The following is a 24,501-nucleotide window of genomic DNA, read 5'->3' on the forward strand; positions in this document are numbered from 1 at the left end:
TGGGGGCCGCTCAGCGCGCCCCGACGACGGACTGTCGCACGATCGGGGGCGGGGCGCCGGGAGCGAGGTCGGGGATGCCGTAGCGCTGGTCGAGCACCTGCATGGCGGCGCCGGCGGCGATGACGTCCGCGCCCAGGCTGGACAGGGTCACCGTCGGCGTCAACCAGTCCGCGCGCGGCACGTCCGTGCGGACGGCCCGCTCGACCGCGGCGCGGTAGACCTCCGCGTGGCGCAGCAGATCCGCGCCGGCCAGCACCACGTGGGCGAGGTCGAGGGTCTGGAGCAGGTTGACGACGCCGACGGCGAGGACGCGGGCCGCGCGGGAGACGTCTCCCGCCTCGGTGGCGCGCAGGTGGACGACCTCCAGGCAGCCGTGGCGTCCGCAGACGCAGCGGGGCCCGTCCAGGTCGACGACAGTGTGCCCGAACTCGCCGGCGTTGGTGTGCGCGCCCCGGTGGGCGGCCCCGCCCAGCCGGAAGCCAGCGCCGATGCCGGATTCGACCATGATGAGCGCCGCGTCGCCGAACGTCGCGCCGTGCCGCCACGCCTCGGCGGTGATCCCGGCGGTCACGTCCTTGTCGAGGTGCACCGGCAGGCCCAGGTGCGCCTCGGCCAGCTCGCGCAGCGGTACGTCGTGCCAGTGCCGCAGGCCGTGCGCGTCCCGGACCAGCCCGTGGGCGTGGTCGAGTGGGCCGATCATGCCGATGCCCACGCCGGTCAGCCGGCTCCGCAGCTCGGTGCCGGCGGTGATCGCGTCGATGCCGACCCGCAGGACGTCGAGGAGCTGCTCGGGGGTGAAGTCGCCGGGCAGAGGGCTGACCGTGGAGTGGTGCACGGTGCCGGCCAGGTCGACCAGGACCAGTCGCAGTGTGCGTCGGGCGACGTGCGCGCCGATCGCGTACCGGCTGTCGGGGACCAGCTCGTAGACGACCGCCGGCTTGCCGATGCCGGGGCGGCGGACGCCGGCGGAACGGATCAGCCCGTCGGCGGTCAGGCGGGCGATGACCTTGGAGACCGCCTGCGGCGTCAGCCCGGTGGCGTCGACGACCGTCGACCGCTCGAACGTCCGCGCGGTGCGCCCCACGGCCATGACGAGCGCCTGGTTGTATCCGCGCAGGAACGTCACGTCGGCTGTGGTGCGCGTCATCTCACCAGCCTATTACGCAACGCTGTTGCTAAATTCGCTCGGTGAACGGACTGAGCAGAAATCAGCGCCTGGCGGCGTTGGCGGCCCTGGCCCTGGGCGGCGTCGCGGTCGGACTGACGGAGTTCGTGGCGATGGGTCTGCTGCCCGAGATGGCACGCGGCCTGCTCCCGCAGGAGTACGCCCGATCGTCGTCGAACGCGGTCGCCCAGGCCGGGTGGATGATCACCGCGTACGCGCTGGGCGTGGTCGTGGGCGCCCCGCTGATCGCCGCGCTCAGCGCGCGCCTGCCGCGCCGCAAGCTCGTCCTCGGGCTGCTCGTCCTCTTCGCCGTCGGCACGATCGCGTCCGCCACGGCCCCGACGTTCGAACTGGTGCTGGTGGCGCGGTTCGTCGCCGCGCTGCCGCACGGCGCGTACTTCGGCGCAGCTGGCCTGCTCGCGGCGACCCTGATGGGCCCCGGCAACGAGGCCCGGGGCTTCGCCACAGTGCTCGGTGGGCTGACCGTGAGCAACGTGGTGGGCGTACCGCTGATCACCCGGCTCGGGCAGGCGGTCGGCTGGCGTGCGGCGTACCTGGTGATCGCCGGGGTTTTCCTGCTCACGCTGCTGGCGGTGCTGGCGGTCGTCCCGGAGGTCGCCGCGGCGGCGGACGGTTCGCCGGCCGCCGAACTGCGCTCCCTGCGGACCCCGCAGGTCTGGCTGGTCGCGGCCACCGGGGCGATCGGCTTCGCCGGGTTCTTCGCGGTCGACTCCTACATCGCGCCGGTCACCACCGACGTCGCCGGCCTCTCCGCCGCGACCGTGCCGTGGGCGCTGGTCGCGGTGGGTCTCGGCATGACCGTCGGCAACGCCCTGGGCGGCTGGCTCGCCGACCGGGACCTCCGCCGCAGCATGATGATCGGCTTCGTCGCCATGATCGTCAGCATCGGTGTGTTCAGCCTCGTCGCGTCGAACCGCGTGGGCCTGTTCGTGGGCGCGTTCCTGGTCGGCGCGACGAGCCTCTACCTCGGTCCGGTCCTGCAGGCACGCCTGATCACGGTCGCCCCCGGCGCCCAACTGATGGGCGCGGCGCTCAACCAGTCCGCCATGAACATCGCCAACAGCCTGGGCGCGGCCCTGGGCAGCGTCGCCATCGCCGCCGGGCTCGGCTACCTCGCGCCGGCCCGGGTGGGCCTGGTCCTGGCCGTCGTCGGGCTGGGCCTGGGAATCGTCAGCTTCACCGCCGGACGTCGCCGCGACCGGGAACCGGCCGCCCTCGCGGGCTGACGGCCCGCTCGGCCGCTCAGGTGACCGCTGCGGCGAGGAGGTCGCCGACAGCGGCGCGGACGGGATCGGGATTCGCCCAGGACCAGTTGGGGTGCGCCCGGTTGGTGAGCAGGGCGAGCACGAGCCTGCGGTCCGGATCGACCAGGAACGAGGGGCCGGCGAACCCGGTGTGGCCGAAGGTGCGCGGCGACGCGAGCCGGCCCATGAACCAGGGCTGGTTGAGCACCACGCCGAGACCGTGGGCAGCCGTACGGTGGGGGCGCTCGGGGTCGACGGCCGGCTTGCCCGCGTTGTGGTTGGTGAGCATCGTGCGCACGGTGTCGGCGGCGAGGACCCGTCTGCCCTGGTAGGTGCCGCCATTGAGGAGCAGCTGGCCGATGGCGGCGAGGTCGGCGGCGCTGGCGAAGACCCCCGCGTGCCCGGCGACGCCGCCGAGGTGGTTGGCGACGTCGTCGTGCACGGTGCCGCGCAGCAGACCGCGGGACGAGCGGGCGTCGGTCGCCACCATCCGGGCGGCCCGCGCGGTGCCGGACAGCCAGGTGGTCGGGTTGAAGCCGGTGTCGCGCAGGCCGAGCGGACCGGTGAGGTTGGCCTTGAGCGCCTGGTCGAGTCGGCTTCCGGTGACCTTCTCGACGATCTTGCCGGCGACCATGAGCCCCACGCTGGAATAGCGGAACGTCTTCCCGGGCACCGCCGACGACACCAGCGGGGTGGCGAGCACGGCGTTCCAGCGTGCGGTGTTGTCGGGCAGTCCGGTGACCGTGGCGCCCACCGGGAGACCGCTGGTGTGGGTGAGCAGCATCTCGACGGTGACGGCGTCCTTGCCGGCGCCGGTGAAGCCGGGCAGGTAGTCGCGGACCGGCGCGTCCAGGTCGACGCGACCCTTCTCGACCTGCTGCAGCAGCAGGATCGCGGTGTAGACCTTGGTGACCGAGGCGAGGTCGAAGACGGAGTCGGGGCGCATCGCGACGCGTTGACCCGCCGCGAGGAGTTTCGGGCCGGCCGCGTAGCGCAGCGCCTCCCCGACGGCGGTGTGCACAGTCGTCCGTCCGTCGACCAGCACGACGGCGACCGCACCGGGAAAGCCGTGATGCTGGACGGTCTGCGGCGAGGCGGGGAGGTGACGCCGCAGCAGGGCCGTCAGCTGCGGGGCGTACTTGGCCTGATTGGCCGCCGTGGCCCCGCCGCCGGGCGACGGGGAGGCGTTCGGCGTACCCGGCGGGGTGTTCCCGGCCGCGCCGAACCCCACCCTGTTCCCCGCGGCGTCGGTGGTGGTCACCGCGTCGCCGGGGCCGGTCCCGCCCGGCCCGGTGCCGCCGCTGTCACCGCAGCCGGTGAGGGCGCCGGTCGCGGCCGCCAGGCCAGCTCCGAGCAGGGTACGACGTGCGACAGGCATGCCGGTGATGGTGACAGTACGGACGCGCGGCGCGCCAGCCTCGCTCAGACGAACGCCGACCGCGTCCAGCGACATGGTTGGTATCCGACACCCGGGCGGACGTGTCGGGGCGACGGTCGACGGTCGACGCTGTGCAACGATCGGGGCCACACCTCGTACCCCTTGGAGAGCACGATGTCCCTCTCCCCGGTTCGGGTCTTCGCCGCGTTGAACGCCGTGCGACCCCCCGACCAACCAACCCCGCGCCTGGGTAAGGCGGTGGTGGTCGGCGGCAGTGTCGCCGGGCTCCTGGCCGCCCGGGTCCTGTCCGACCATGCGGAGAGCGTGGTCCTCCTCGACCGGGACGACCCGCAGGTGAGCGGCGCCCGACCCGGCGTGCCACAGGGGACGCAACTGCACGCGCTGCTGCCCGGCGGCCTGCTCCAGCTCGAGCAGCTGTTCCCCGGGTTCCGGCAGCGGGCGCTGGCCCACGGGGCGGTCGAGGCGCCGCCTGCCGCCCGGCGCAGCTACCTTGACGGCCGACGGAAGGTGGTCGTACCCGACGACGACGACAGCCTGGCCGGCAGCCGGCCCCTCCTGGAAGGGCTGATCCGTCAGCAGGTGCTCCGGCTGCCCAACGTCAAGACGGTCACCGCCCGTGCCACGGGTCTCGTGTTCGACGGCGACGCGGTCGCTGGCGTCCGGTACGAGGTCGACCAGGTGCCCGGCGTCGAGGGCGCCGACCTGGTGGTGGACGCCATGGGGCGGTCCAGCCGGCTCTCCGACTGGCTGGAGCAGGCCGGCTGGGAGCGGCCCGCCACCCGTCGGATGTCCGTGCACCTCAACTACGCGACAGCCCTGTTCCGCCGCCCCGAGCAGTCTCCGGAGGCGACCGTCGTCCTCGCCCTGCACACTCCGCGGACCATGACGGACATCGCCGGCGCCGCCTTCTTCGCCATCGAGGACGGCCGGTGGATGGCCATGATGGCCGGCTACGGGAAGGACCGGCCGGGCCGCACCGCCGAGGACTTCGTCCGACGGCTGCGGGAGCAGTTCCCGCCGGAGTTCGGCGAGGTCGCCGAGCAGGAGATGCTCGGCGACGTCCAGACCTACCACCACGCCGACAGCCGCCGGCGGGACTTCCACGCGCTGCGGCGGTTCCCGGCGCGACTCGTCAGCGTCGGTGACGCCGTCGCGTCGTTCAACCCGGTGTACGGGCAGGGGATGACGGCGGCGGCCCTGCACGCGGCCTGCCTGTCGGCGTACCTGAGCTCCGACCCGGACCTGAGCGAGCCCGCCCGCCACTTCCTCGCCCTGCAGAAGGTCGTGGTCGACGCCGCCTGGTCGACCTCGACCTCCGCCGACCTGGCGCTGCCGCACGTCGACGGGCCCTACCCGCGCGGCTACCGGTTATCCAGCTGGGTCAGCCGGCAGATCCTCACGGCGACCGTCACGGACGTGGCGATCGCCCGCCGGTTCAACGAGGTCGTGTCCCTGCGGGAGCACCCGCTGTCGCTGGCCACACCCGGCGTGATCCTGGGCGCCCTGCGCGCGAACCGCCGCGCGGGCTGACGGTCGTGCGGACGCGCCGAGCGCCCGACGACGACGCCCGCCGTCGCCGATGTGCGGCGGGCGGGCGGCGTCCGGCGGTTGCGGGGGGCTAGCGCGCGTTGCCGCGCAGGATGTCGACGACGAAGCGGTGGTCGTCCAGCTGCGGAAGCCCGGAGACGCCCATCCAGCCCACGACGCCGGTGCCACGAACGCGCAGTGGCACGGCGCCTCCGGCCGCGGCGTAGCGTGCGGCCGGTAGGCCGAACTTCTCGGTGAGCGTCGTCTGCTTGTCCTGGCAGAGCCGGGCCATGTAGAGCGACGAGTGCTCGAACCGCATCACCACGCGCCCCTTGCGGCGCAGCCACGCGTCGTTGTCCGCCGTCGAACCGGGCAGGCCACAGTGGAACAACTGCCGTCCGGTCCGCCACACACCTACGGAGATCGGGAGCCCCCGCTGGGCGGCGGCGGTGACGGCCCGCACGCCCAGCTCGTACGCGTCGGTCTCGGTCAGGCCCGTCAGCTCCAGCTCGTTCTCCTCGCGCTGCAGCTCGTCAAGCGTCGGCCACTGGTCAGATGACATGTGTTTCTCCTCGTCGAGCGTCGTTCACCAGGCGCAGGGCGCGTAGTCCTTCAGGAAACAGCCGTACAGGTCCTCGCCCTGCTCGCCGCGGACGATCGGGTCGTACACCCGGGCCGCGCCGTCGACGAGGTCCAGCGGGGCGTGGAACCCCTCGTCGGCCAGCCGCATCTTGGTCGGATGCGGCCGCTCGTCGGTGATCCAACCCGTGTCGACGCTGGTCATCAGGATGCCGTCGGTCAGCATCTCCTGTGCGCTGGTGCGGGTCAGCATGTTCAGCGCCGCCTTGGCCATGTTGGTGTGCGGGTGCCCCGGGCCCTTGTAGCCGCGACCGAACTGACCCTCCATCGCCGAGACGTTCACCACGTACTTGCGGCGGGCCGCCGCGGCGGCCATCGCCGGACGTAGCCGGCTGACCAGCACGAACGGCGCGGTGACGTTACACAACTGCACTTCCAACAGCTCGACCGGGTCGACCTCCTGGACCCGCTGGACCCAGCTGTTCACCGAGTCGAGATCCGGCACCAGGCCGCCGGCGTCGATGGCGGTGGACGCCGCGATCCGCTCGGGCGACGCGGAGCCGCTGGTCAACGCCAGCGCGGTAAGCGCGTGCGGGGTGAGCGCTGTCGACTCCGGCCCGGCCGTGAGACCGCCGGCCGGGCCGCCCGGCTTGGCGAACGTGATCAGCTCCGGCAGGGGGCCGTCCGGCAGGGCCGCGGCCTCCGCGGCGACGAGCTGGGCGTACGCCCCGGGCGAGCGGCGCACGGTCTGCGCCGCGTTGTTGATCAGGATGTCGAGGGGGCCCTGGCTGCTCACCGAGTCGGCGAGGGCGATCACCTGGGCGGGGTCGCGCAGGTCGATCCCGACGATCCGCAGGCGGTGCAGCCAGTCCCCGCTGTCGGGCATCGCGGCGAAGCGGCGGACCGCGTCGTGCGGGAACCGCGTGGTCACCGTCGTGTGCGCGCCGTCGCGCAGCAGCCGCAGCGCGATGTACATGCCGATCTTGGCCCGGCCGCCGGTGAGCAGCGCGCGCCGGCCGGTCAGGTCGGTACGGGCGTCGCGGCGCTCCCGGTTCAGGGCCGCGCAGGACGGGCAGAGCTGGTGGTAGAAGGCGTCCACCTCGCGGTAGCGCTGCTTGCAGATGTAGCAGCCGCGCGGGTTGTGCAGGAATCCCGCAGTCGTGCCGGTGGTGGGGGAGGCGAGGGGGATGCCCTGGGTCTCGTCGTCGATCCGGCCGGGGGCGCCGGTGGCCGTGGCCTCCGTCACCGCCCGGTCGGCCGCGATGATGGCGTCGCGCCGCTCCTCGCGTCGCCGCTGCTTGATCACCTTGTAGAGCTTCGCGGTGGCCCGCTGCACCCGCACCACGTCCGGGTGGTCGGACGGGAGGGCCTCCAACGCCTCGAAGACGCTGAGACAGGTCTCCAGCCGGTCCCGGTCAATGCCGGCCTGACCGTTTTGGGCAATCTTGTCCACTGTCATGCGTCGCTGTCTCGTCCCGTTTCCTGTGCCGGATTCGCCGGTCCACCCCAAGTCCGACCCGAAACTGTACGCACCACGCCGTCCCGGACGCATCCCGCGCCGCGCTGCCCACCCGGGAGGACCCTCGCGCCGTCCGACACCCTGCTCGGTGTGGTGGTTGGCGTGGGGGATGCTGGTTGCGTGCAGATCACGATCCTCGGTCCCCTCGCCGTCGACGGCCGGCCGGTCCGGGGCGAGCGGTTGGCGGCGGTGCTCCGCGCACTCGTCGACGCGCGTGGCCGGGCGGTCTCCACCAGTCTGCTCGTGGACGCGGTGTGGGACGGGGCGCCGCCCGACGACGCGACCGGCGCGGTGCAGGCGCTCGTGTCCCGCGTACGCCGTCTCGGGCTGCCCGTGGTGGCGGTGCCGGGCGGATACCGCCTGCCCGCCGACGAGGTCACCGTCGACGCGGTCGAGGCGCGGGCGCTCCTCGATCACGGGCGTGCCACCCTGCGGGCCGGCGACGCGCGGGCGGCCCGCGACTCGGCCGACCGGGCCCGTGCCCTGTTCCCCGAGGTACCGGAGATCGTCACCACCGAGGACGCCCGCCTGTTCGCCGACGTCGCCGCGCTGCGCGCCGAGGCGGCGCTCGCCGGTGCGGGGCCGTACGACGAGGCGGACCTGCGCCGGCTCGCCGCCCGGACGCCCCCGGACGAGCCGTCCGCCGCCCTGCTCGTGCGGGTGCTCGCCGCGCAGGGGCGGGAGGCGGAGGCGTTGGAGGTGGTCGAGCGCCTCCGTGACGACCTGGCCGAGCGCTACGGCACCGACCCGTCACCCGTGATCAACCAGGTCCATCTGGCGCTGCTGCGCGGCGAGCTCACCGCGCCGGCCGTCGTCGCGCCACCCCGTCCGCCGGCGCGGATCGCCCTGCCCGCCGCGTGGCGCCGGCCGATGACCGCCCTCGTCGGCCGCGAGCGCGACGTCGAGGCCCTGGACGCGGCGCTGGACGAGTCGGCTCTCGTGACGATCGTGGCGGCCGGCGGCGCCGGCAAGACCCGCCTCGCGGCCGAGGTCACGCGGCGCACGGCGGCGGCCGGGCAGGCGGTACGCGTGGTCGAGCTGGCCGGGCTGCGCTCGCCCGACGAGGTGCTACCCACGGTGCTCGCGGCGCTCGGTGGCGCGGACACCTCGACGACCGGCGGCAACCTGGGCCTCGAACGGCGGGTGCTCAGCCCCGAGGAGCGGTTGCGGGCCCTGGCGCCGGACCTCGACGGGCTGGTCGTCCTGGACAACTGCGAGCATGTCCTCGACGCGGTGGCGGGCGTCGTCGCCGACCTGCTCGCGGTGACCTCCCCGGAGGTCGCGGTGCTCGCGACCAGTCGTGCGCCGCTGGGCCTGGCCGGCGAGTGGGTGCACCGACTGACCGCCCTGCCGGACTCCGACGCGCTCGGGCTGATCGAGTCCCGGGCGCGGGCCGGCGGCGCGGTACCGACCTGGGACACCGCGCGGGCTCTCGCGCTGTGCAACCGGCTCGACAACCTGCCGCTGGCCCTCGAACTGGCCGCCGCGCGACTGCGGCACATGCCGATCGACGACGTGCTCGCCGGGCTGACCGACCGGTTCGCGCTGCTCGACGACGCGCTGCGGGGCCTGCCGGAACGGCACGCGAGCCTGTGGGCGATGGTCGACTGGAGCCGGGAACTGCTCGCCCCCGACGACCGTGCGCTGCTGGAGCGGATCGCGGTCATCCCCGCGCCGTTCACCGCGGACCTCGCCGCCGCGGTCGCGCAGACCCCGGATGTGCGGCGGGGTCTGGCGAGGCTCGTCGAACAGTCCCTGCTGACCCTGGTCGACGGGGACGGGCCGCCCCGCTACCGGATGCTGGAGACCGTCCGCGAGTACGGCGAAGCCCGTCTGGACGCCGCCGGTGACCGGGGCATGGCGATGGCCGGTCTGGTCGGCTGGGCCCGGGACGAGGCCGTCGGGCTCGCCGGTCGCCTCGTGGGCCCCGGCCAGGTCGAGGCGCTGGACCGTTGCGCCGCCGAGCAGGACAACCTGGTCGCGGGCCTGCGGTGGGCGCTGGAGCACGACGACGAGCCGGCCGTCGTCGACGTCGCCACCGCGCTGCTGCACCTCTGGACGGTGCGCGGCCTGCACCTGGAGGTCCTCGCGTGGGGGCGCGGGCTGCTCAACGTCGACGAGCCGCAGCGGCGTCGACGCTCGGCGATCCTGCGGGGCCGGGCCAGCGGCCGGCCCCTGCCGCACGGAGACCGACTCGCCTGGACATGCGTACTGATCAGCGTGAACAGCGGCATCAGCGCCGACCTGCGGCCCGCAGTGCTCGCTCGGCGCGCGCTGCGGACGCTGCTCGCGGAACGGCCCGCCGAGGTGTCGCCGCGGCTGACCGCATTCGCGGTGGCGTTGCCCGGCTTCGACGAGTCCGACCTGGAGCGGAGCCTGAAGAGCGCGACCGAGATGATCGCGCACCCGGACCCGTACGTGCAGGCGCTCGGCCTGATCGCCCGCGCGGCGGTACGGGAGAACAGCGGCCTGCCGGAGGCGTCGATCGACGACGCCGAGCAGGCGTACCACCGCTTCGAGGTCGCGGGCGACCACTGGGGCATGGCGATGGCCGCGGGTGCCGTCGGGCAGTTCCTGCTCCCCGGCAGGGAGGGACGGTCGGCCGAGTGGCTGGCGCGCAGCGTCCGGCACATGGAGATGATCGGCGCCCAGCAGGACGCGCGGTCGATCCGGGTGCGACTGGACGTGCAGCTCGCCCTGACCGGCGACGCGGACGCCGAGCGGCGACTCGGTGAGACGGCGACGCCGGGCCAGGCCGAGCAGATGGACGTCGCGCAGGCGCTTCTCGGCCTGGCGCACCTCGCCTGGCAGCGGAAGCGCTACGACGAGGCGCTCGCCCACGCCGACGCGGTGAACCGTACTCTCGCCGGCTGGACCGGACCGCCACCGCAGCCGCGCGTGATGGTGCGGGCCTCGGTGGCGGTCCTGTACCTGCGGGTGGCCGACGCGCGGGGGGCGTCGGGCACCGCCGCCGCCCAGGCGGCCACGTTGCTGGCGCTCGCCCGCGACGACGCGCTGAACTCGAAGGACCTGCCGGTGATCGGGGCGTGGGCGTCGGGCGGCGCGGAACTCGCCGCGTACCGGGACGACATCGCCACCACCCGCGAACTGTCCGCGCTCGCGAAGCGGCTCGGGACGCACATGGAGCTGTTCTTCCCGAGCGGGCGCAGCGAACGACTCGACGCCGCCCTCGGTGACGAGGAGCAGCGTGAGTCGTTGGTGTCCGCCTGGCGCGCCCGGCCGGTGGCCGCGGCCGTCACCCGGATCCGTGAGCTGATGGAGGACCTGCTCGTCTAGCCCGGCGTCAGACCTTCTTGCGGTACGCGCGCAGCGCCAGCGGCATGAACACCGCCACGAAGCCGGCGCACCAGGCGAGCGTCCACCACACGTGCGCGTCGAGCGGGGTGCCGAGGAACAGTCCGCGTACCGAGGCCACCAGGTGGGTCATCGGGTTGACGTTCACGAAGGCCTGCATCCAGCCGGGCAGGGTGTCGGTGCCGACGAACACGTTCGACCCGAAGCTCAGCGGCATGATCAGGGCGAACATCAGGCCCTGCACGGCACCGGGGGTGCGCACCTTCATCGACACGTAGACCGGCAGCCAGCTCAGGCAGAGCGCGAACAGCACCGCGAGCAGGCACCCGGCGATCGCCCGGAACGGGTCGGTGTCGATCCGGAAACCCATCAGGTAGCCGATCGCGAGGGTCGAGACCGTGACGATCACGTACCGGACGACGTCGCCCAGGACCGCGCCGACCAGCGGCGCGGAGCGGGGGATCGGCAGCGACCGGAACCGGTCGAAGATGCCCTTGGCGATGTCGGTGTTGAGGTTGACGCCGATCGCGATGGCCCCGGTGGCGATGGTCTGCGCCAGGATTCCGGGCAGCAGGAACTGCAGGTAGTCGTGGGTGGATCCAGCGACCGCGCCACCGAAGATGTAGACGAAGATGATGAGGAACAGCACCGGTTGCAGCGTGACGTCGATCAGTGCCTCGGGCGTCCGCCAGGTCTTGATGAGGCTGCGTTTGGCGAGCGCCAACGAGTGCCGCACGAGCCGGAACGGTCGCGGGTTCACCGCGGCCGTCGACAGCGCGGGGCTCGCGGTGGGTGGTGCGCCGACCAGGGTGCTCATGCCGCTACCTCCGTACGGGAAGTGGTGTCGTCCTCGGATGCCGTACGCCCGGTGAGGGTGAAGAACACCTCGTCGAGACTCGGCAGGTGCAGGGAGAGTTCGGTGACGGAGATGCCGGCGGCGGCGAACCGCGCGACGCTCTCGGTCAGGGCCGTGTCGTCGGTGACCGGCACCGCGAGCACGCCCTTGCGGGTCTCGTCGGCCTGGCCGCCCGAGCCGACCTCGGTCAGGATCGCCGCGGTCCGGGAGAGCTGCGCCGGGTCCGCGGGCCGGACTTCGAGGGTCTGCCCGCCGACGACCCGCTTGAGCCCCTCGGGCGTGTCGTGCGCGATGACCCGGCCGTGGTCGATCACCGTGATCGCGTCGGCCAGCGCGTCGGCCTCCTCCAGGTACTGGGTGGTGAGCAGCACCGTCGAGCCGTTGGCCACCAGCGAACGGACCACGTCCCACATGTCCTCGCGCTTGGCCGGGTCCAGCCCGGTCGTCGGCTCGTCCAGGAAGATCACGTCCGGCGAGCCGACGAGGCTGGCGGCCAGGTCCAGCCGCCGCCGCATGCCCCCGGAGTAGGTCTTGGCCGGTCGGCCGGCGGCGTCGGTCAGGTCGAACCAGTCGAGCAGTTCGGCGGCCCGTCGCCGGGCGCCGGCGCGACCCAACTCCAGCAACGTCCCGAACAGCTCCAGGTTCTGCCGCCCGGTCAGGTCCTCGTCGACCGAGGCGTACTGGCCGGTGAGGCCGATGCTCTGCCGGACCCGCTCGGCGTCGCGGACGACGTCGAAGCCGCCGATCCGGGCGCTGCCGGCGTCCGGGGTGAGCAGCGTGGAGAGGATGCGCACGGCGGTGGTCTTGCCAGCGCCGTTGGGGCCGAGCACGCCGAGCACGGTCCCCCGGGGTACGGCGAGGTCCACGCCCTGTAGCGCCCTCGTCTTCCCGAATGTCTTGACGAGGCCCTCGGCCTCGATCACCAGGTCGGTTGTCATGTCCCAGAGCGTGCGCCGGTCGCCTGACACCGCGCCGACACCGCACCGACACCCCCGCCGACACCTGCCGACACCGGGGCCCAGGGCTGTCGAGGGCGGCCGACGGCCCCGGGGCGCGATATGCTCGCGACGGCAGAGCGCCTGCCCGCGCCCGATGTGGTGGCCCACGCCCGACCACATGCCCGGGGCCAAGAGTCGCCGACTCCGCGCCGTCGTGTCGATTCTCGGCGTGCCGGTCACGCCGCCCGCTCCGTGGAGCGCGTGGGGCTGCACCGGAGGCGTCATGTCTGATCTCCCGTCCCGCCGTACCCCGGTTCCGGGCCGTGCCCGCAGGCGCGCCATCCGGGAGCAGGCGGCCCGCAGCGGCGTCGCCTACTCGGTGGCTGCCCGGCAGCTCGAATCGGTCGGTCTGGCACCCGGCGAGACCCTCGCCACGTACGGCCGGACGATCTATCCGATCGGCGTCGACCCGTACCGTCAACTCCTCGTCGACCGCCGCGAACGGCGCTCGTTCGACGAACGGCGTGCGGACACGCGCCGGGCGGCTGCCCTGCCGGAGGGCCGCGCCGCGCACCTCGTCGACCGTTTCCCGCCCAGCCGGGGCCCGGCCGGCACCGGAGTCGGCGGGCTCTACCACGGCGAGGGTCGGCAGGAGTTGCTCGCCATGCTGTACCTCGTGGTCGCGGCCGAGTCGCCGGGGCTGCTGCCCGAGGTGGGGGACGTCGCCTGGATCGCCGAGCTGGGCGAGGACACGGCGGTCGACACGGCCTGCGCCGACGCCGACCGCGAGGCCCGTCGGCTGCTCGACCGGGAGCCGGCGCGGCTGTGGTCGGCGATCGAGGAGGCGCTCGTCGCCGCCGAGGCCGGCGTCGACTGGCAGCTCCGCCAGGGCGCGATCCGCCAGGGCGCGCTGCTGCGCACGATGATGACACCGCGGCTGGGATACGCGGGCGAGCCGTACGTGCCGGGACTGCCGATCACCGGCGTACGGCAGATCCTCGACGCGCTGCTGATCGTGGCCGACGACGGGCACGCTCCGGGCACCCGGGTACGTCGTGTCGCGGGGGCGGACGACGCTCAGCTGGCCACGATAGTCGGTGCGCGGTGGGGTTCGGCCGGGCCGCCGGTGGGCTACCTCGTCTGGCCTGACCGCGCGACGACGCCCGTGTCCGTCCCGGCCGACGGCCTGGTCGTGCTGGCCGGTCAGGAGTCCGTCGGGCGGTGAGCCGGCCAGCGTCGGGTCCACGGTCCGGAATCCGGGGTTGGTCGCCTCGCCGGCCGCTGCCATACTGACGGTGGCGCCCGTCGATGTCAGTTGGGCCCGGGGGAAGCCCTCCGCAGAGCGCGGACGGTGGGGGTCGAAACCCGGAGGCCGCGATGGACCTTGTCCCCGACGCTGACGCCCTCTCCAGCCTGGTCGACCTGCTCGGCGCCGTGCTGCAACTGACCGCCGCGGTGGTCAGTCTCGCGGCGGTCGTCACCGCTCGCGGGCGTCGTCGCCGGCGGGGCGGGATCCATAACCCTGGGGTACGACCCAGAGAGGATGACCCGCAATATCCATGTTAATCAATACGATGACCGCTATCTCGATCAGGTGCGCTCACAAGGCGTGCCGTTCCGAAGCGGAGGATTGCATGGTTCACTGGCGTACCCTCACTGGCCTGGTGGCCGCCGCGCTGGCTGCGGCCAGCCTCACCCTCGCGGCGCCCGCTGCCGCGGCCGACAGCCCCGTCACGCCGAACGTCGTCGGCGGCACCCGCGCCGCGCAGGGCGAGTTTCCGTTCATGGTGCGGCTCTCGATGGGGTGCGGCGGGGCCCTCTACAGCTCCCGGCTGGTGCTCACCGCGGCGCACTGCGTGGGCTCGACCGGCACCAACACCAGCATCACCGCGACGCTCGGGACGGTCGACCTCCAGTCGTCCAGCCGGATCACCGTCCGGTCCAACTACGTCTACCGCGCTCCCGGCTACAACGGCGCCGGGAAGGACTGGGCGCTGATTCGCCTCGCCACCCCCGTGACCGGGCTGGACACGTTGAAGATCGCCACCACCACCGCGTACGACAGCGGCACCTTCACCATCGCCGGCTGGGGTGCCGCGCGCGAGGGTGGCAGCCAGCAGCGGTACCTGCTCAAGGCCACCGTGCCGTTCGTCAGCGACTCCACCTGCAACTCCAACTACGGCGGCGACCTCATCCCCGCCGAGGAGATCTGCGCCGGCTACGCCAGCGGCGGTACGGACACCTGCCAGGGCGACTCGGGTGGCCCGATGTTCCGCCGCGACGCCACCAACGCGTGGATCCAGGTCGGCATCGTCAGCTGGGGCAACGGTTGCGCCCGACCCAACTACCCGGGCGTCTACACCCAGGTGAGCTACTTCGCCTCGTCGATCGCCTCGGCCGCGGCGAGCCTCGGCGGCTGACGACCCGCTGACGGACGACCTCGGGCGGCCCGGACGACCACGGTCCGGGCCGCCCGAGGGTGTGGCGGCACCGGCTCGCGGCTGGGCCGAGGCGCGGCCCGTCCGCTGCGGTGCGGGGTGGCCGGTGCGGGCCGGAGTGGCCCAGCCGACAGATTCGGCGGGCCGCGCGTTGCGCGTCGTCGGAGGCGGCCATGATGGGTCGGTGCAGATCCTGTCCATCCAGTCGTCGGTCGCCTACGGCCACGTCGGCAACTCGGCCGCCGTCTTTCCCCTCCAGCGACTCGGGCACGAGGTCTGGCCCGTCCTGACGGTCCACTTCTCCAACCACACCGGGTACGGCGCGTGGCGCGGGCCGCTGCTGGCGGCCGCCGACGTGGCCGAGGTGATCGCGGGCATCGCCGACCGGGGGGTTCTCGGTGGCGCCGACGCGGTGCTGTCGGGCTACCAGGGCGATCCGGCGATGGGCGCCGTGATCCTGGACGCGGTGGCCCAGGTCAAGGCCGCCAACCCGGCCGCGGTGTACTGCTGCGACCCGGTGATGGGCGACATCGGCCGGGGCATGTTCGTCCGGCCCGGCATTCCGGAGTACCTGCGCGACACAGTCGTGCCGCGCGCCGACATCATCACGCCGAACCACTTCGAGTTGGACTTCCTGGCCGGCCGCACGACGTCCTCGCTGGCGGAGGTGCTGGAGGCCGTCGACGTCGTCCGTGCCACCGGGCCGCGGCACGTCCTGGTCACCAGCGTGCTGCACAGCGACGTCCCGGCGGGCGCGCTGGAGGTGGTGGCGGTCTCCGACGAGGGCGCCTGGGCGGTGACCACCCCGCTGCTGCCGATCAGTCCGAACGGCGGGGGTGACGTCACCGCGGCGCTGTACCTGGCGCACCTGTTGACCTCCGGCTCACCCGCGACCGCGTTGGAGCAAACCATCTCCTCCGTCTTCACCGTCCTGGAGGCGACCCTCGCGGCGGGCACCCGGGAGATCCAGCTGATCGCGGCACAGGACGCGATCGCCGAGCCGCCGGCGAGGTTCACCGCCCGCCGGCTGCGCTGACAGCCGTCCGCCGCTGCGAGCCGGCGCGGGCGGTCCGCCACGTCGCCGCCGCGCGGGCGGTCCGTTGTGGCGGCTCAGCGCAGCGCGTCGTCGCGCAGCACCGCGTGCGCGCCGACGGTCTGGTTGACGATCTGGGTCACCCGCACGTCGACGACGACGCTGGCCAGCGCCACCGCGTCCGGTCGGCTGAGGCCGTGCAGCCGTTGCAGCAGGGTCAGCATCCCATCGAGGGCCATGAACGTCGCGTCGTCGAGGGACGCTCCCACGCCCAGCGTCAGCCAGGCGTCGGCGGTGCGGGCCACCGGGCCGGTGACCGGGAAGTCGTCGCGGACGTCGAGGGTCAGCGTCACCTCGTCCATCGGGCACTCGATCGCCGTACCGCCGACCTCACCGTCGCCCTGCGCGGCGTGCCCGTCCCCCACCGAGAACAGCGCCCCGTCGACCGGGATCGGCAGCAGCAGGGTGCTGCCGGCGGTCAGGTCCTTGCAGTCCAGGTTGCCGCCCCAGGGCCGAGGCGGAATGGTGGAGTGCTTCCCCGGCTCGGCGGGCGGCATGCCGAGCACTCCCATGAACGGGCGCAGCGCCACCGTGTGGCCATGCTGGTTGCGGCCGGTCAACGCCACCGGGTCCAGCTCCCAGGCGTGCACCACGCCGTCGGCCGCGACGCCGTAGCGCTGGTTGAACCCGCTCGCCCACCCGCCGGCCACCGTCGTTCCCCAGGTGGCGGGGACGATCGCGTCGATGCGTACCGCGAGGGTCTGGCCGGCCCGCGCACCGCGGACCGCGACCGGCCCGGTCAGCGCATGCCCGTGATCGGGCCGGTGCTGCGGGGCCCGGGGCCGGTCCCGGTTCGCCCCGCCGGGGTACGGGCCGGCCGACCACCAGCAGTCCAGGGTGCGGTAGGTGACGGTGTCGCCGGGGTCGATGGTGAGGGCCGGCGCGAGGTCGGGGGAGAAGTGACCGTGCAGGGTGTCGTCGCCGGGTGCGAGGGTGTGTCGCATCTGCGCAGGCTACGTGCCGACGCCGCGCGGCGCGACCGCTGCGGGGCGGCCGCCGGGGCGCGACGATCCGCAACATCCTGGAGTTCGAGCGGGACTTCACCGACGCGCGGACGATCCTGCTGGAGCAGAACTACCGCTCCACCCAGACCATCCTGAACGCGGCCAACGCGGTGATCGACCGGAACACCTCCCGCAAGCCGAAGCGGCTGTGGAGCGAGGCCGGTGACGGCGAGCGGATCGTCGGCTATGTGGCCGACACCGAGCACGCCGAGGCGGACTGGGTGGGCCGGGAGATCGACCGGCTGGTCGACGCCGACGAGACACGCCCCGGTGACGTCGCGGTCTTCTACCGCACCAACGCCCAGTCCCGCGTCTTCGAGGAGGTGTTCATCCGCGCCGGCCTGCCGTACAAGGTGGTCGGCGGGGTGCGCTTCTACGAGCGCAAGGAGGTCCGCGACGCGCTGGCGTACCTGCGCTCAGTGGTCAACGACGACGACACGGTGAGCCTGCGGCGGGTGCTGAACACCCCCCGCCGGGGGATCGGCGACCGCGCGGAGGCGTGCGTCGAGGCGCTGTCCAGCCGTGATCGGATCTCCTTCGGCGCGGCGCTGCGCCGGGCCCGGGAGGCGCCCGGCATCTCCACCCGGGCGGCCAACGGCATCGCCGACTTCGTGGCGCTGCTCGACGGCGCGCGGGAGCTGGCCGAGACCGGCACCCCGGAGGAGGTGCTGGAGGCCCTGCTGACCCGCTCGGGTTACCTCACCGAGCTGGAGGAGAGCCTGGACCCGCAGGACGCGGGCCGGGTGGACAACCTCCAGGAACTGGTCAGCGTCGCCCGGGAGTACACCGAGCGGATCGAGGCGACCGGCGCCGACGGGGAGCGCGCCACCCTGGCGGGCTTCCTGGAGCAGGTCGCGCTGGTGGCCGACGCCGACCAGATCCCCTCCGACGACCCCGACCACCAGGGCGTCGTCACCCTCATGACGTTGCACACCGCCAAGGGCCTGGAGTTCCCGGTGGTCTTCCTGACCGGGCTGGAGGACGGCGTCTTCCCGCACCTGCGCTCGCTGGGCGACACCCGCGAGCTGGAGGAGGAGCGCCGACTGGCGTACGTGGGCATCACCCGTGCCCGACAGCGGCTCTACCTCTCCCGGGCGGTGACCCGCTCGGCCTGGGGGCAGCCGTCCTACAACCCGCCGTCGCGGTTCCTGGAGGAGCTGCCGCCGGAGCTGGTGCGCTGGGAGCGCACCGAGGGGTCGTACACCTCGTGGGCCGGCGGGGGCGGCGGCGTCGGCGGTCGTGCCGACCGTGCGCCCGGCGGTCGGGGCACCTTCACCGGCGGCACCCCGAAGGCGGCGCAGCTGGCCCAGCGGCTCGGCGTGGACGGCAGCCGCCTCACCACGGCCAGCGAGTTGCCGCAGGGGCCGAAGGTGGCCGCCGGCGACCGGGTCAACCACCAGCGCTACGGGCTGGGGCGCGTGCTCGCCGTGGAGGGGCACGGCCCGGGCGCCCGCGCGCAGATCGACTTCGGCGACCAGACCATGTGGCTGGTGCTGCGACACGCCCCGGTCGACAAGCTCTGACGCCCGAAACGGCACCTTCGCGAGGTCGCGCTAGAACATGGAAAGAGTGGCCTCCGCCAGCGCGGAGGCCACCCTTTCAGGATTCTGTGCGGGCCAGGCTCAGCAGCCCAGGTCGACGCCGCGCGCCCGCATGAACGGGGCGGGGTCGATCTGGTTCCACATGCCCTGGTGCACCTCGAAGTGCAGGTGCGGGCCGGTGGCATCGCCGGTGGCGCCCTCGTAGCCGATCACCTGGCCGGCCTTGACCGCCTGCCCGACGGTGACCGCGATGCGGCTCTGGTGGGCGTAGTGGGTCAGGTAGCCGTTGCCGTGGTCGATGAAGACGGAGTTGCCGTACCCGTCCGCGGCGTCACCGGCCTGGGTGACCGTGCCGGCGGCCGCGGCGCGGATGGGGGTGCCCGAGGGCAGCGCCAGGTCGATCCCGGCGTGCAGGGTGCCCCAGCGCTGGCCGTAGCAGGAGGTGACCGCGGCGCCCGGCATCGGGTCGACCCAGGCGGCCGTCGGCCTGGTGGTCTTCTTCGGCTTCGGCTTCGGCTTGGCGGTGGCCGTCTTCGTCGGTGTCGGGCTGGCGCTGGCCGTCGACGGGCTCACGGTCGGGCTGGCCGACGCCGACGCCGGCGCGCTCGACTCGCGGGTCGAGCGGTCGGCCCGGCTGGCGGCCTCGGCGCGCGACTGGGCGTCGAGCGAGACGGCGGTGGGCGCCGTCCGGTCGGGGCCGGAGGTGGCGACGGCGACCCCACCCAGGCCGAGGGCGACCAGCGCGGCCGCGCCGGCCACGATCAGGCGGTTCCGCCGGCGGGCACGTCGCGGCTGCTCGACGGTGGTGTCGGGGGTGTTCTCGTTCTGGACGGGGCTGTCTTCCTGCACGGCGGACCTTCACAGTCGAGGGGCACTTGACCTCGAAATACTGGTGTCGGGCCGAGCTGGACGACCGTCCGGGACCGGGCGTCCGAACCGGGGGCGGCAGGCCGGCTGACCTGGTATGCGCCGATCTGAAGCACTCCGTCCGGAAAAGTGATCATGCCGTGGCGTGCGGTCGGTCACAGTCCATGCTGTGATCCAGCAGACATCAGCCGCAGGCCGGGCAGGAAAAACCGCCCGGATCGACAGATCCGGGCGGTCAACGGGCGGCACGCAGCGTCAGGAACCCGCTACCTCGCTGTAGATTGCCTCGACTTGCAGCTTTATGTCCACTCCGCGCTCCTGCAGGTACGGAACGGGGTCGATCGGCGCGCCCTTGACATGAAGCTCAAGGTGCAGGTGGGTGCCGTAGGCGTGGCCGGTCTGGCCCACCAGGCCAAGCTGGTCGCCCGCCTTGACCTGCTGGCCCTCCTTGACGCTGAGCGCGGAGGAGTGACCGTAGATGGCCTCGCTGCCGTCGGCGTGCTGGACGATCACCGCGTAGCCGTAGCCGCCGAACCAGCCGGCCTTGGTGACCAGCCCGTCGTGGACCGCCACGTACGGCGTGCCCTCGGGGACGACCAGGTCGACGCCGGTGTGCAGCTTGCCCCACCGCATCCCGTACGGGGAGTTGAAGTCGTAGCCCTGCAGCGGCAGCATCCAGACCTCGGGCTCGGCCGCTTCCTTCGTGCGGCTGTCCCGGGAGGCGCGCTCGGCGTTGTCCGCACGGGCCGCGACGTCCTGACTGGTGATCGACGCCTGCTTGAGCTCGTCGAGCACGGTCGGGCTGACGTCCTTGGCGTCGGGCAGGGCCGACGCGCCCAGCGCGACGATGCCCGCGCCGACGAAGGCGGTGGTGACGACGGCCGCGTAACGGCTACGTGGGGGGGTGGGTACGCGGCGGCGACCGCGATATCGATCGGGCTCAGACGACAGGCGCTGGCGCACGCACACCCTCCGTTGTCGGGGTTCCGAGGCGGCCGGTGGACGTCCGTGAAGCTCCGGTGAACGTCTGCCGACCGCGTCGTCACCCGTCCATGGACCTGATGACAACCGTGGACACGTTAACCAACCACCAGGCGACTCACAAGCCAGAGCGCCAAATTGGCGTGTCGATCTGTCCGTTTGCGTCCGAGATTGTCATGCATCGCGCCGTCGAACGGTGCCCCCGTAACCACCCGTTCGTCGCCGAGCGTGACCGATCCGGCGGAGTCGTCCGGCTTGACGCCGGGGCCCGGGTAAGACGGCCTCGATCGACAGTGCCGGAGGCCGTGCCTGGGCGCGGCGGAATGTCGTACGTGTTTCCGGCCCGGATTTCCCGGCCCCGGCCGGGCGGGTTACCGTTCGTTCAGGTGAAGGCCGTGAAGCCGGTGAAAGGTGTGCGCTGATGAGCTCTCGTATTCGGGTCGTCGTCGCGAAGCCAGGTCTCGACGGCCACGACCGTGGCGCGAAGGTCGTCGCACGCGCCCTGCGCGACGCGGGGATGGAGGTCGTCTACACCGGCCTGCACCAGACGCCCGAGCAGATCGTGGAGACGGCCATCCAGGAGGACGCCGACGCCGTCGGTCTCTCCGTACTCTCCGGCGCGCACATGACGCTCTTCCGTCGGGTGCTGGATCTGCTGGCCGAGCGTGACGCCCGGGACATCGTCGTGTTCGGTGGCGGCATCATTCCCAACGGCGACATCCCCGAGCTGGAGAAGCTGGGCGTCGCGAAGATCTTCACGCCGGGCGCCACCACGCAGGCGATCGTCGAGTGGGTCCGGCAGAACGTCGCGCAGCCGGTCGCCTGAGGCGCCGGTCCGCTGAGGCGACCGGATCTGGGCACGGGGGAGGGGCCGGACGCACCCCTCACACGTCCGGCCCCTCTATGCACGATGCCCCGCCGCCACCCCTCGACCGACAGGGCATCGGCCGTATCCCGTCTTTGCGCTGATCAGCGCGCCGACACCTGACTCAACGACGCCCCGACGGGCGGGTTACGGACCCCCGGCAACATCGTCCGGACGATTGACGCCGCCCACGGCGCGGCCGGAATCAGCCCCACTCGGCACGGGGGTTGTGCATTACCGCACACCGTGCACCCGCTCGGTTGCCGGCGGTGCCCACCTCGCTAGGCTGCCGCCAATGGCCTGTTTCAACTGATGACAGGCGTCAAACTGTTTTCTGAACGCTGGTGGCGGCGCGACGGCGCGCCGCGGAGACGGGACGGGACGCGCAATCGTGGACCTGTACGAGTACCAGGGGCGGGACCTGTTCGAGCGGCACGGCTTGCCCGTGCTGGCCGGCGGCGTCGCCACTACCCCGGAAGAGGCCCGTGCGATCGCCGAACGCCTCGGCGGTCGCGTGGTCGTCAAGGCGCAGGTGAAGGTCGGCGGCCGAGGTAAGGCCGGCGGCGTCAAGCTGGCCGAAGGCGCCGAGGAGACGGTGGCCCGCGCCACCGACATCCTCGGCATGGACATCAAGGGCCACACCGTCCACAAGGTCATGATCACGGTGACGGCGGACGTGGCCGAGGAGTACTACTTCTCGTACCTGCTCGACCGGGCGAACCGCACCTTCCTCTGCATCGCCAGCGTCGCCGGCGGTATGGACATCGAGCAGGTCGCCGCCGAGACCCCCGACCGCGTGGTGAAGGCGCCGATCGACGCGAACACCGGCGTCGACGAGGCCAAGGCGCGGGAGATCGTCACCGCCGCCGGCTTCCCGGCCGAGGTCGCCGACCAGGTCGTCGAGGTGGCCGTCGGCCTGTGGCAGGCGTTCGTCGCCGAGGACGCCACCCTGGTCGAGGTGAACCCCCTCGCGAAGAACGGCGACGGGCGGCTGCTGCTGCTCGACGCGAAGATCACCCTGGACGAGAACGCCGCGTTCCGGCACCCGGACCACGAGGCCCTGGTCGACCAGGCCGCCGTGGACCCGCTGGAGCAGGCCGCCAAGGCCAAGGACCTCAACTACGTCAAGCTCGACGGCGAGGTCGGCATCATCGGCAACGGCGCGGGTCTGGTCATGTCGACCCTCGACGTCGTCGCGTACGCGGGTGAGCGGCACGGCAACGTCAAGCCGGCCAACTTCCTCGACATCGGCGGCGGCGCGAGTGCCGCCGTGATGGCGAACGGGCTGGAGATCGTGCTCTCCGACCCGGCCGTGAAGAGCGTCTTCGTCAACGTCTTCGGCGGCATCACCGCCTGCGACGAGGTCGCCAACGGCATCATCCAGGCGCTCGCCCTGCTGGAGCAGCGCGGCGAGAAGGTCACCAAGCCGCTCGTCGTCCGGCTCGACGGCAACAACGCCGAGGCCGGCCGGGCGATCCTGGACGGCGCGAACAACCCGCTGGTACAGCGGGTGGACACCATGGACGGCGCGGCCGAGCGGGCCGCCGAGCTGGCAGCTGCGGGGGTCTGATCATGGCTATCTGGCTGACCAAGGACTCGAAGGTCATCGTTCAGGGGATGACCGGCTCCGAGGGCTCCAAGCACACCCGGCGGATGCTCGCCGCCGGCACCAACGTGGTGGGCGGCGTCAACCCGCGCAAGGCGGGCCAGAAGGTCGACTTCGACGGCACCGAGCTGCCGGTCTTCGCGTCCGTGGCGGACGCCATGGCCGAGACCGGGGCCGACGTCTCGGTCATCTTCGTGCCGCCGCAGTTCACCAAGGCCGCCGTGGTCGAGGCGATCGACGCCGCGATCCCGCTGGCCGTGGTGATCACCGAGGGCGTGCCGGTGCACGACACCGCCGCGTTCTGGGCGTACAACCTCGCGCAGGGCGAGCGGACCCGGATCATCGGGCCGAACTGCCCCGGCATCGCCTCCCCGGGCGCCTCCAACGCCGGCATCATCCCGGCCGACATCACCGGCTCCGGCCGGATCGGCCTGGTCAGCAAGAGCGGCACGCTGACCTACCAGATGATGTACGAGCTGCGCGACATCGGCTTCTCCACCTGCGTCGGCATCGGTGGCGACCCGATCATCGGCACCACGCACATCGACGCCCTCAAGGCGTTCGAGGCCGACCCGGAGACCGACGCCATCGTGATGATCGGTGAGATCGGTGGCGACGCCGAGGAGCGGGCCGCCGAGTTCATCAAGGGCAACGTCACCAAGCCGGTGGTCGGCTACATCGCCGGCTTCACCGCGCCCCCCGGCAAGACCATGGGTCACGCCGGGGCGATCATCTCCGGCTCGGCCGGCACCGCCGAGGCGAAGCAGGCGGCGCTCGAAGCCGTCGGCGTCAAGGTCGGCAAGACGCCGACCGAGACCGCGAAGCTGATGCGGGAGATCATGTCCGGCAGCTGAGCCGGCACGGCAACACCGAAGGGGTCGACCGGAACTGGTCGGCCCCTTCGTCGTGCCGCCGGATCAGTCGTTGTTCCAGAACGGGTAGTTGCCGGTGAGGCGCAGGATCGCGCCGCCGATGATGTTGATCACGCCGAACGCGATGGCGAGGTAGCCGAGAACCGGCGACTGGCCGTTGCGCCGCGCGTCGCGCAGTGACAGGTAGCCGAAGATGATGCCGAGGATGCCGCAACAGATCAGGCCGAGGACGATGCCCAGCACGCCCCAGAGTGTGGTGCGGTCGCGTCCCCGGGCCGGCGGTGGTGGGGGCGGCGGGTATGCGGTCGTCACGGCTACCTCCGGGCGGTCGTGGGCGGCGGACCCCGGGCCGCGACCGGCGAACGAGACCCGGTTGGCGACGACGGCCACCCCCTCTGGCCCGACGCTAGACCCGGCGGGGCGACTCCGACTCCGGTTCGCCCAACTCGCCGCCCTCCGGGGCGGGTTAACGGACTGCCCCCGCCCGCGCGACGTGCCAGAGTAGAGCGGATGTCCCCCGTCACCCCTGACCCACCCAGCCGTGCCGGCGGCGTACGCGCCGACGACCGGCCGGTCGACCGCGCCGCGCCGCGGGACCGGCCGCCGCCGTAGAGCGTGCCGAGCACGACGAGACCCGCGAGCAACGGCGCCAACGCCCGACCGGTCCGCAG

General features: G+C 72.9%; 19 protein-coding genes and 1 pseudogene. 10 read left to right on the top strand and 10 right to left on the bottom strand.

Translation table 11 applies throughout. The features are described 5' to 3' along the window. Positions 1-10 precede the first annotated feature (10 nt). The gene (locus ABZU53_RS13610; protein WP_355066011.1) at positions 11-1,147 is read right to left on the bottom strand and encodes an ROK family protein; all 1,137 of its coding nucleotides are present in this window, start codon (positions 1,145-1,147) and stop codon (positions 11-13) included. Between the two features lie 41 nt (positions 1,148-1,188). On the opposite strand from ABZU53_RS13610, the gene ABZU53_RS13615 reads away from it, so the two are divergent. After that, a complete protein-coding gene (locus tag ABZU53_RS13615; RefSeq protein ID WP_355066013.1) occupies positions 1,189-2,412 on the top strand; it encodes an MFS transporter in 1,224 nt (407 codons plus the stop codon). A gap of 16 nt (positions 2,413-2,428) precedes the next feature. Here the strand turns inward: ABZU53_RS13615 and ABZU53_RS13620 are convergent, their stop codons facing one another. After that, positions 2,429-3,808: a serine hydrolase domain-containing protein gene (locus tag ABZU53_RS13620; RefSeq protein ID WP_355066015.1), complete on the bottom strand. Its 1,380-nt coding sequence runs from the start codon at positions 3,806-3,808 to the stop codon at positions 2,429-2,431. Between the two features lie 174 nt (positions 3,809-3,982). On the opposite strand from ABZU53_RS13620, the gene ABZU53_RS13625 reads away from it, so the two are divergent. Next, the gene (locus ABZU53_RS13625; protein ID WP_355066017.1) at positions 3,983-5,359 is read left to right on the top strand and encodes an FAD-dependent monooxygenase; all 1,377 of its coding nucleotides are present in this window, start codon (positions 3,983-3,985) and stop codon (positions 5,357-5,359) included. Between the two features lie 88 nt (positions 5,360-5,447). Here the strand turns inward: ABZU53_RS13625 and ABZU53_RS13630 are convergent, their stop codons facing one another. Together ABZU53_RS13630 and ABZU53_RS13635 are read right to left on the bottom strand one after the other, a co-directional pair. Then, a complete protein-coding gene (locus ABZU53_RS13630) occupies positions 5,448-5,918 on the bottom strand; it encodes a heme-degrading domain-containing protein (RefSeq protein WP_355066019.1) in 471 nt (156 codons plus the stop codon). Between the two features lie 24 nt (positions 5,919-5,942). Beyond that, a complete protein-coding gene (locus ABZU53_RS13635; RefSeq protein ID WP_355066020.1) occupies positions 5,943-7,394 on the bottom strand; it encodes an SDR family NAD(P)-dependent oxidoreductase in 1,452 nt (483 codons plus the stop codon). Positions 7,395-7,574: 180 nt separating this feature from the next. On the opposite strand from ABZU53_RS13635, the gene ABZU53_RS13640 reads away from it, so the two are divergent. Beyond that, on the top strand, positions 7,575-10,751 hold the full coding sequence (locus ABZU53_RS13640) for a BTAD domain-containing putative transcriptional regulator (protein WP_355066022.1): 3,177 nt from the start codon (positions 7,575-7,577) through the stop codon (positions 10,749-10,751). 7 nt (positions 10,752-10,758) lie between these two features. Here the strand turns inward: ABZU53_RS13640 and ABZU53_RS13645 are convergent, their stop codons facing one another. Continuing rightward, positions 10,759-11,586: an ABC transporter permease gene (locus ABZU53_RS13645; protein ID WP_355066024.1), complete on the bottom strand. Its 828-nt coding sequence runs from the start codon at positions 11,584-11,586 to the stop codon at positions 10,759-10,761. Next, positions 11,583-12,563 (bottom strand): ATP-binding cassette domain-containing protein, encoded by a 981-nt coding sequence (locus tag ABZU53_RS13650; RefSeq protein ID WP_355066026.1) that lies wholly within the window; start codon positions 12,561-12,563, stop codon positions 11,583-11,585. Before ABZU53_RS13650 ends, ABZU53_RS13645 begins: the two co-directional genes overlap by 4 nt. Positions 12,564-12,846: 283 nt before the next feature. On the opposite strand from ABZU53_RS13650, the gene ABZU53_RS13655 reads away from it, so the two are divergent. The 3 genes from ABZU53_RS13655 (at position 12,847) to pdxY (ending at position 16,037) form a co-directional block, all read left to right on the top strand. Continuing rightward, on the top strand, positions 12,847-13,788 hold the full coding sequence (locus tag ABZU53_RS13655; RefSeq protein WP_355066028.1) for a hypothetical protein: 942 nt from the start codon (positions 12,847-12,849) through the stop codon (positions 13,786-13,788). Between the two features lie 409 nt (positions 13,789-14,197). Next, positions 14,198-14,983 (top strand): serine protease, encoded by a 786-nt coding sequence (locus ABZU53_RS13660; protein WP_355066030.1) that lies wholly within the window; start codon positions 14,198-14,200, stop codon positions 14,981-14,983. Positions 14,984-15,185: 202 nt separating this feature from the next. After that, positions 15,186-16,037 carry a pyridoxal kinase PdxY gene (gene pdxY / locus ABZU53_RS13665; protein ID WP_354863366.1) on the top strand — a complete coding sequence of 284 codons (852 nt, stop codon included), beginning with the start codon at positions 15,186-15,188 and terminating at the stop codon, positions 16,035-16,037. Positions 16,038-16,111: 74 nt separating this feature from the next. On the opposite strand, the gene ABZU53_RS13670 is transcribed toward pdxY, so the two are convergent. Further along, complete coding sequence (locus ABZU53_RS13670) at positions 16,112-17,038, bottom strand: acetamidase/formamidase family protein (protein WP_354863365.1); 927 nt, start codon at positions 17,036-17,038, stop codon at positions 16,112-16,114. Between the two features lie 53 nt (positions 17,039-17,091). Here ABZU53_RS13670 and ABZU53_RS13675 point away from each other — a divergent pair. Next, positions 17,092-18,621 (top strand): annotated as a pseudogene (locus ABZU53_RS13675) (3'-5' exonuclease); the annotation flags it as partial. A gap of 99 nt (positions 18,622-18,720) precedes the next feature. Here ABZU53_RS13675 and ABZU53_RS13680 read toward each other — a convergent pair. Both ABZU53_RS13680 and ABZU53_RS13685 read right to left on the bottom strand, forming a co-directional pair. After that, the gene (locus tag ABZU53_RS13680; protein ID WP_354855377.1) at positions 18,721-19,488 is read right to left on the bottom strand and encodes a M23 family metallopeptidase; all 768 of its coding nucleotides are present in this window, start codon (positions 19,486-19,488) and stop codon (positions 18,721-18,723) included. Between the two features lie 273 nt (positions 19,489-19,761). Further along, positions 19,762-20,469, bottom strand: a complete 708-nt coding sequence (locus ABZU53_RS13685; RefSeq protein ID WP_234590189.1) for a M23 family metallopeptidase — start codon at positions 20,467-20,469, stop codon at positions 19,762-19,764. A gap of 439 nt (positions 20,470-20,908) precedes the next feature. On the opposite strand from ABZU53_RS13685, the gene ABZU53_RS13690 reads away from it, so the two are divergent. The 3 genes from ABZU53_RS13690 (at position 20,909) to sucD (ending at position 23,812) form a co-directional block, all read left to right on the top strand. Continuing rightward, positions 20,909-21,313 carry a cobalamin B12-binding domain-containing protein gene (locus ABZU53_RS13690; protein ID WP_354855378.1) on the top strand — a complete coding sequence of 135 codons (405 nt, stop codon included), beginning with the start codon at positions 20,909-20,911 and terminating at the stop codon, positions 21,311-21,313. Positions 21,314-21,743: 430 nt separating this feature from the next. Beyond that, a complete protein-coding gene (gene sucC, locus ABZU53_RS13695; protein ID WP_354855379.1) occupies positions 21,744-22,922 on the top strand; it encodes an ADP-forming succinate--CoA ligase subunit beta in 1,179 nt (392 codons plus the stop codon). 2 nt (positions 22,923-22,924) lie between these two features. After that, a complete protein-coding gene (gene sucD, locus ABZU53_RS13700) occupies positions 22,925-23,812 on the top strand; it encodes a succinate--CoA ligase subunit alpha (RefSeq protein ID WP_354855380.1) in 888 nt (295 codons plus the stop codon). A gap of 63 nt (positions 23,813-23,875) precedes the next feature. Here the strand turns inward: sucD and ABZU53_RS13705 are convergent, their stop codons facing one another. Continuing rightward, positions 23,876-24,142 (bottom strand): DUF4190 domain-containing protein, encoded by a 267-nt coding sequence (locus ABZU53_RS13705; RefSeq protein WP_354855381.1) that lies wholly within the window; start codon positions 24,140-24,142, stop codon positions 23,876-23,878. Positions 24,143-24,501: the final 359 nt, after the last annotated feature.

Origin of the sequence: Micromonospora sp. NPDC005194, from assembly GCF_040608335.1 — a bacterium.
Lineage (GTDB): Bacteria > Actinomycetota > Actinomycetes > Mycobacteriales > Micromonosporaceae > Micromonospora.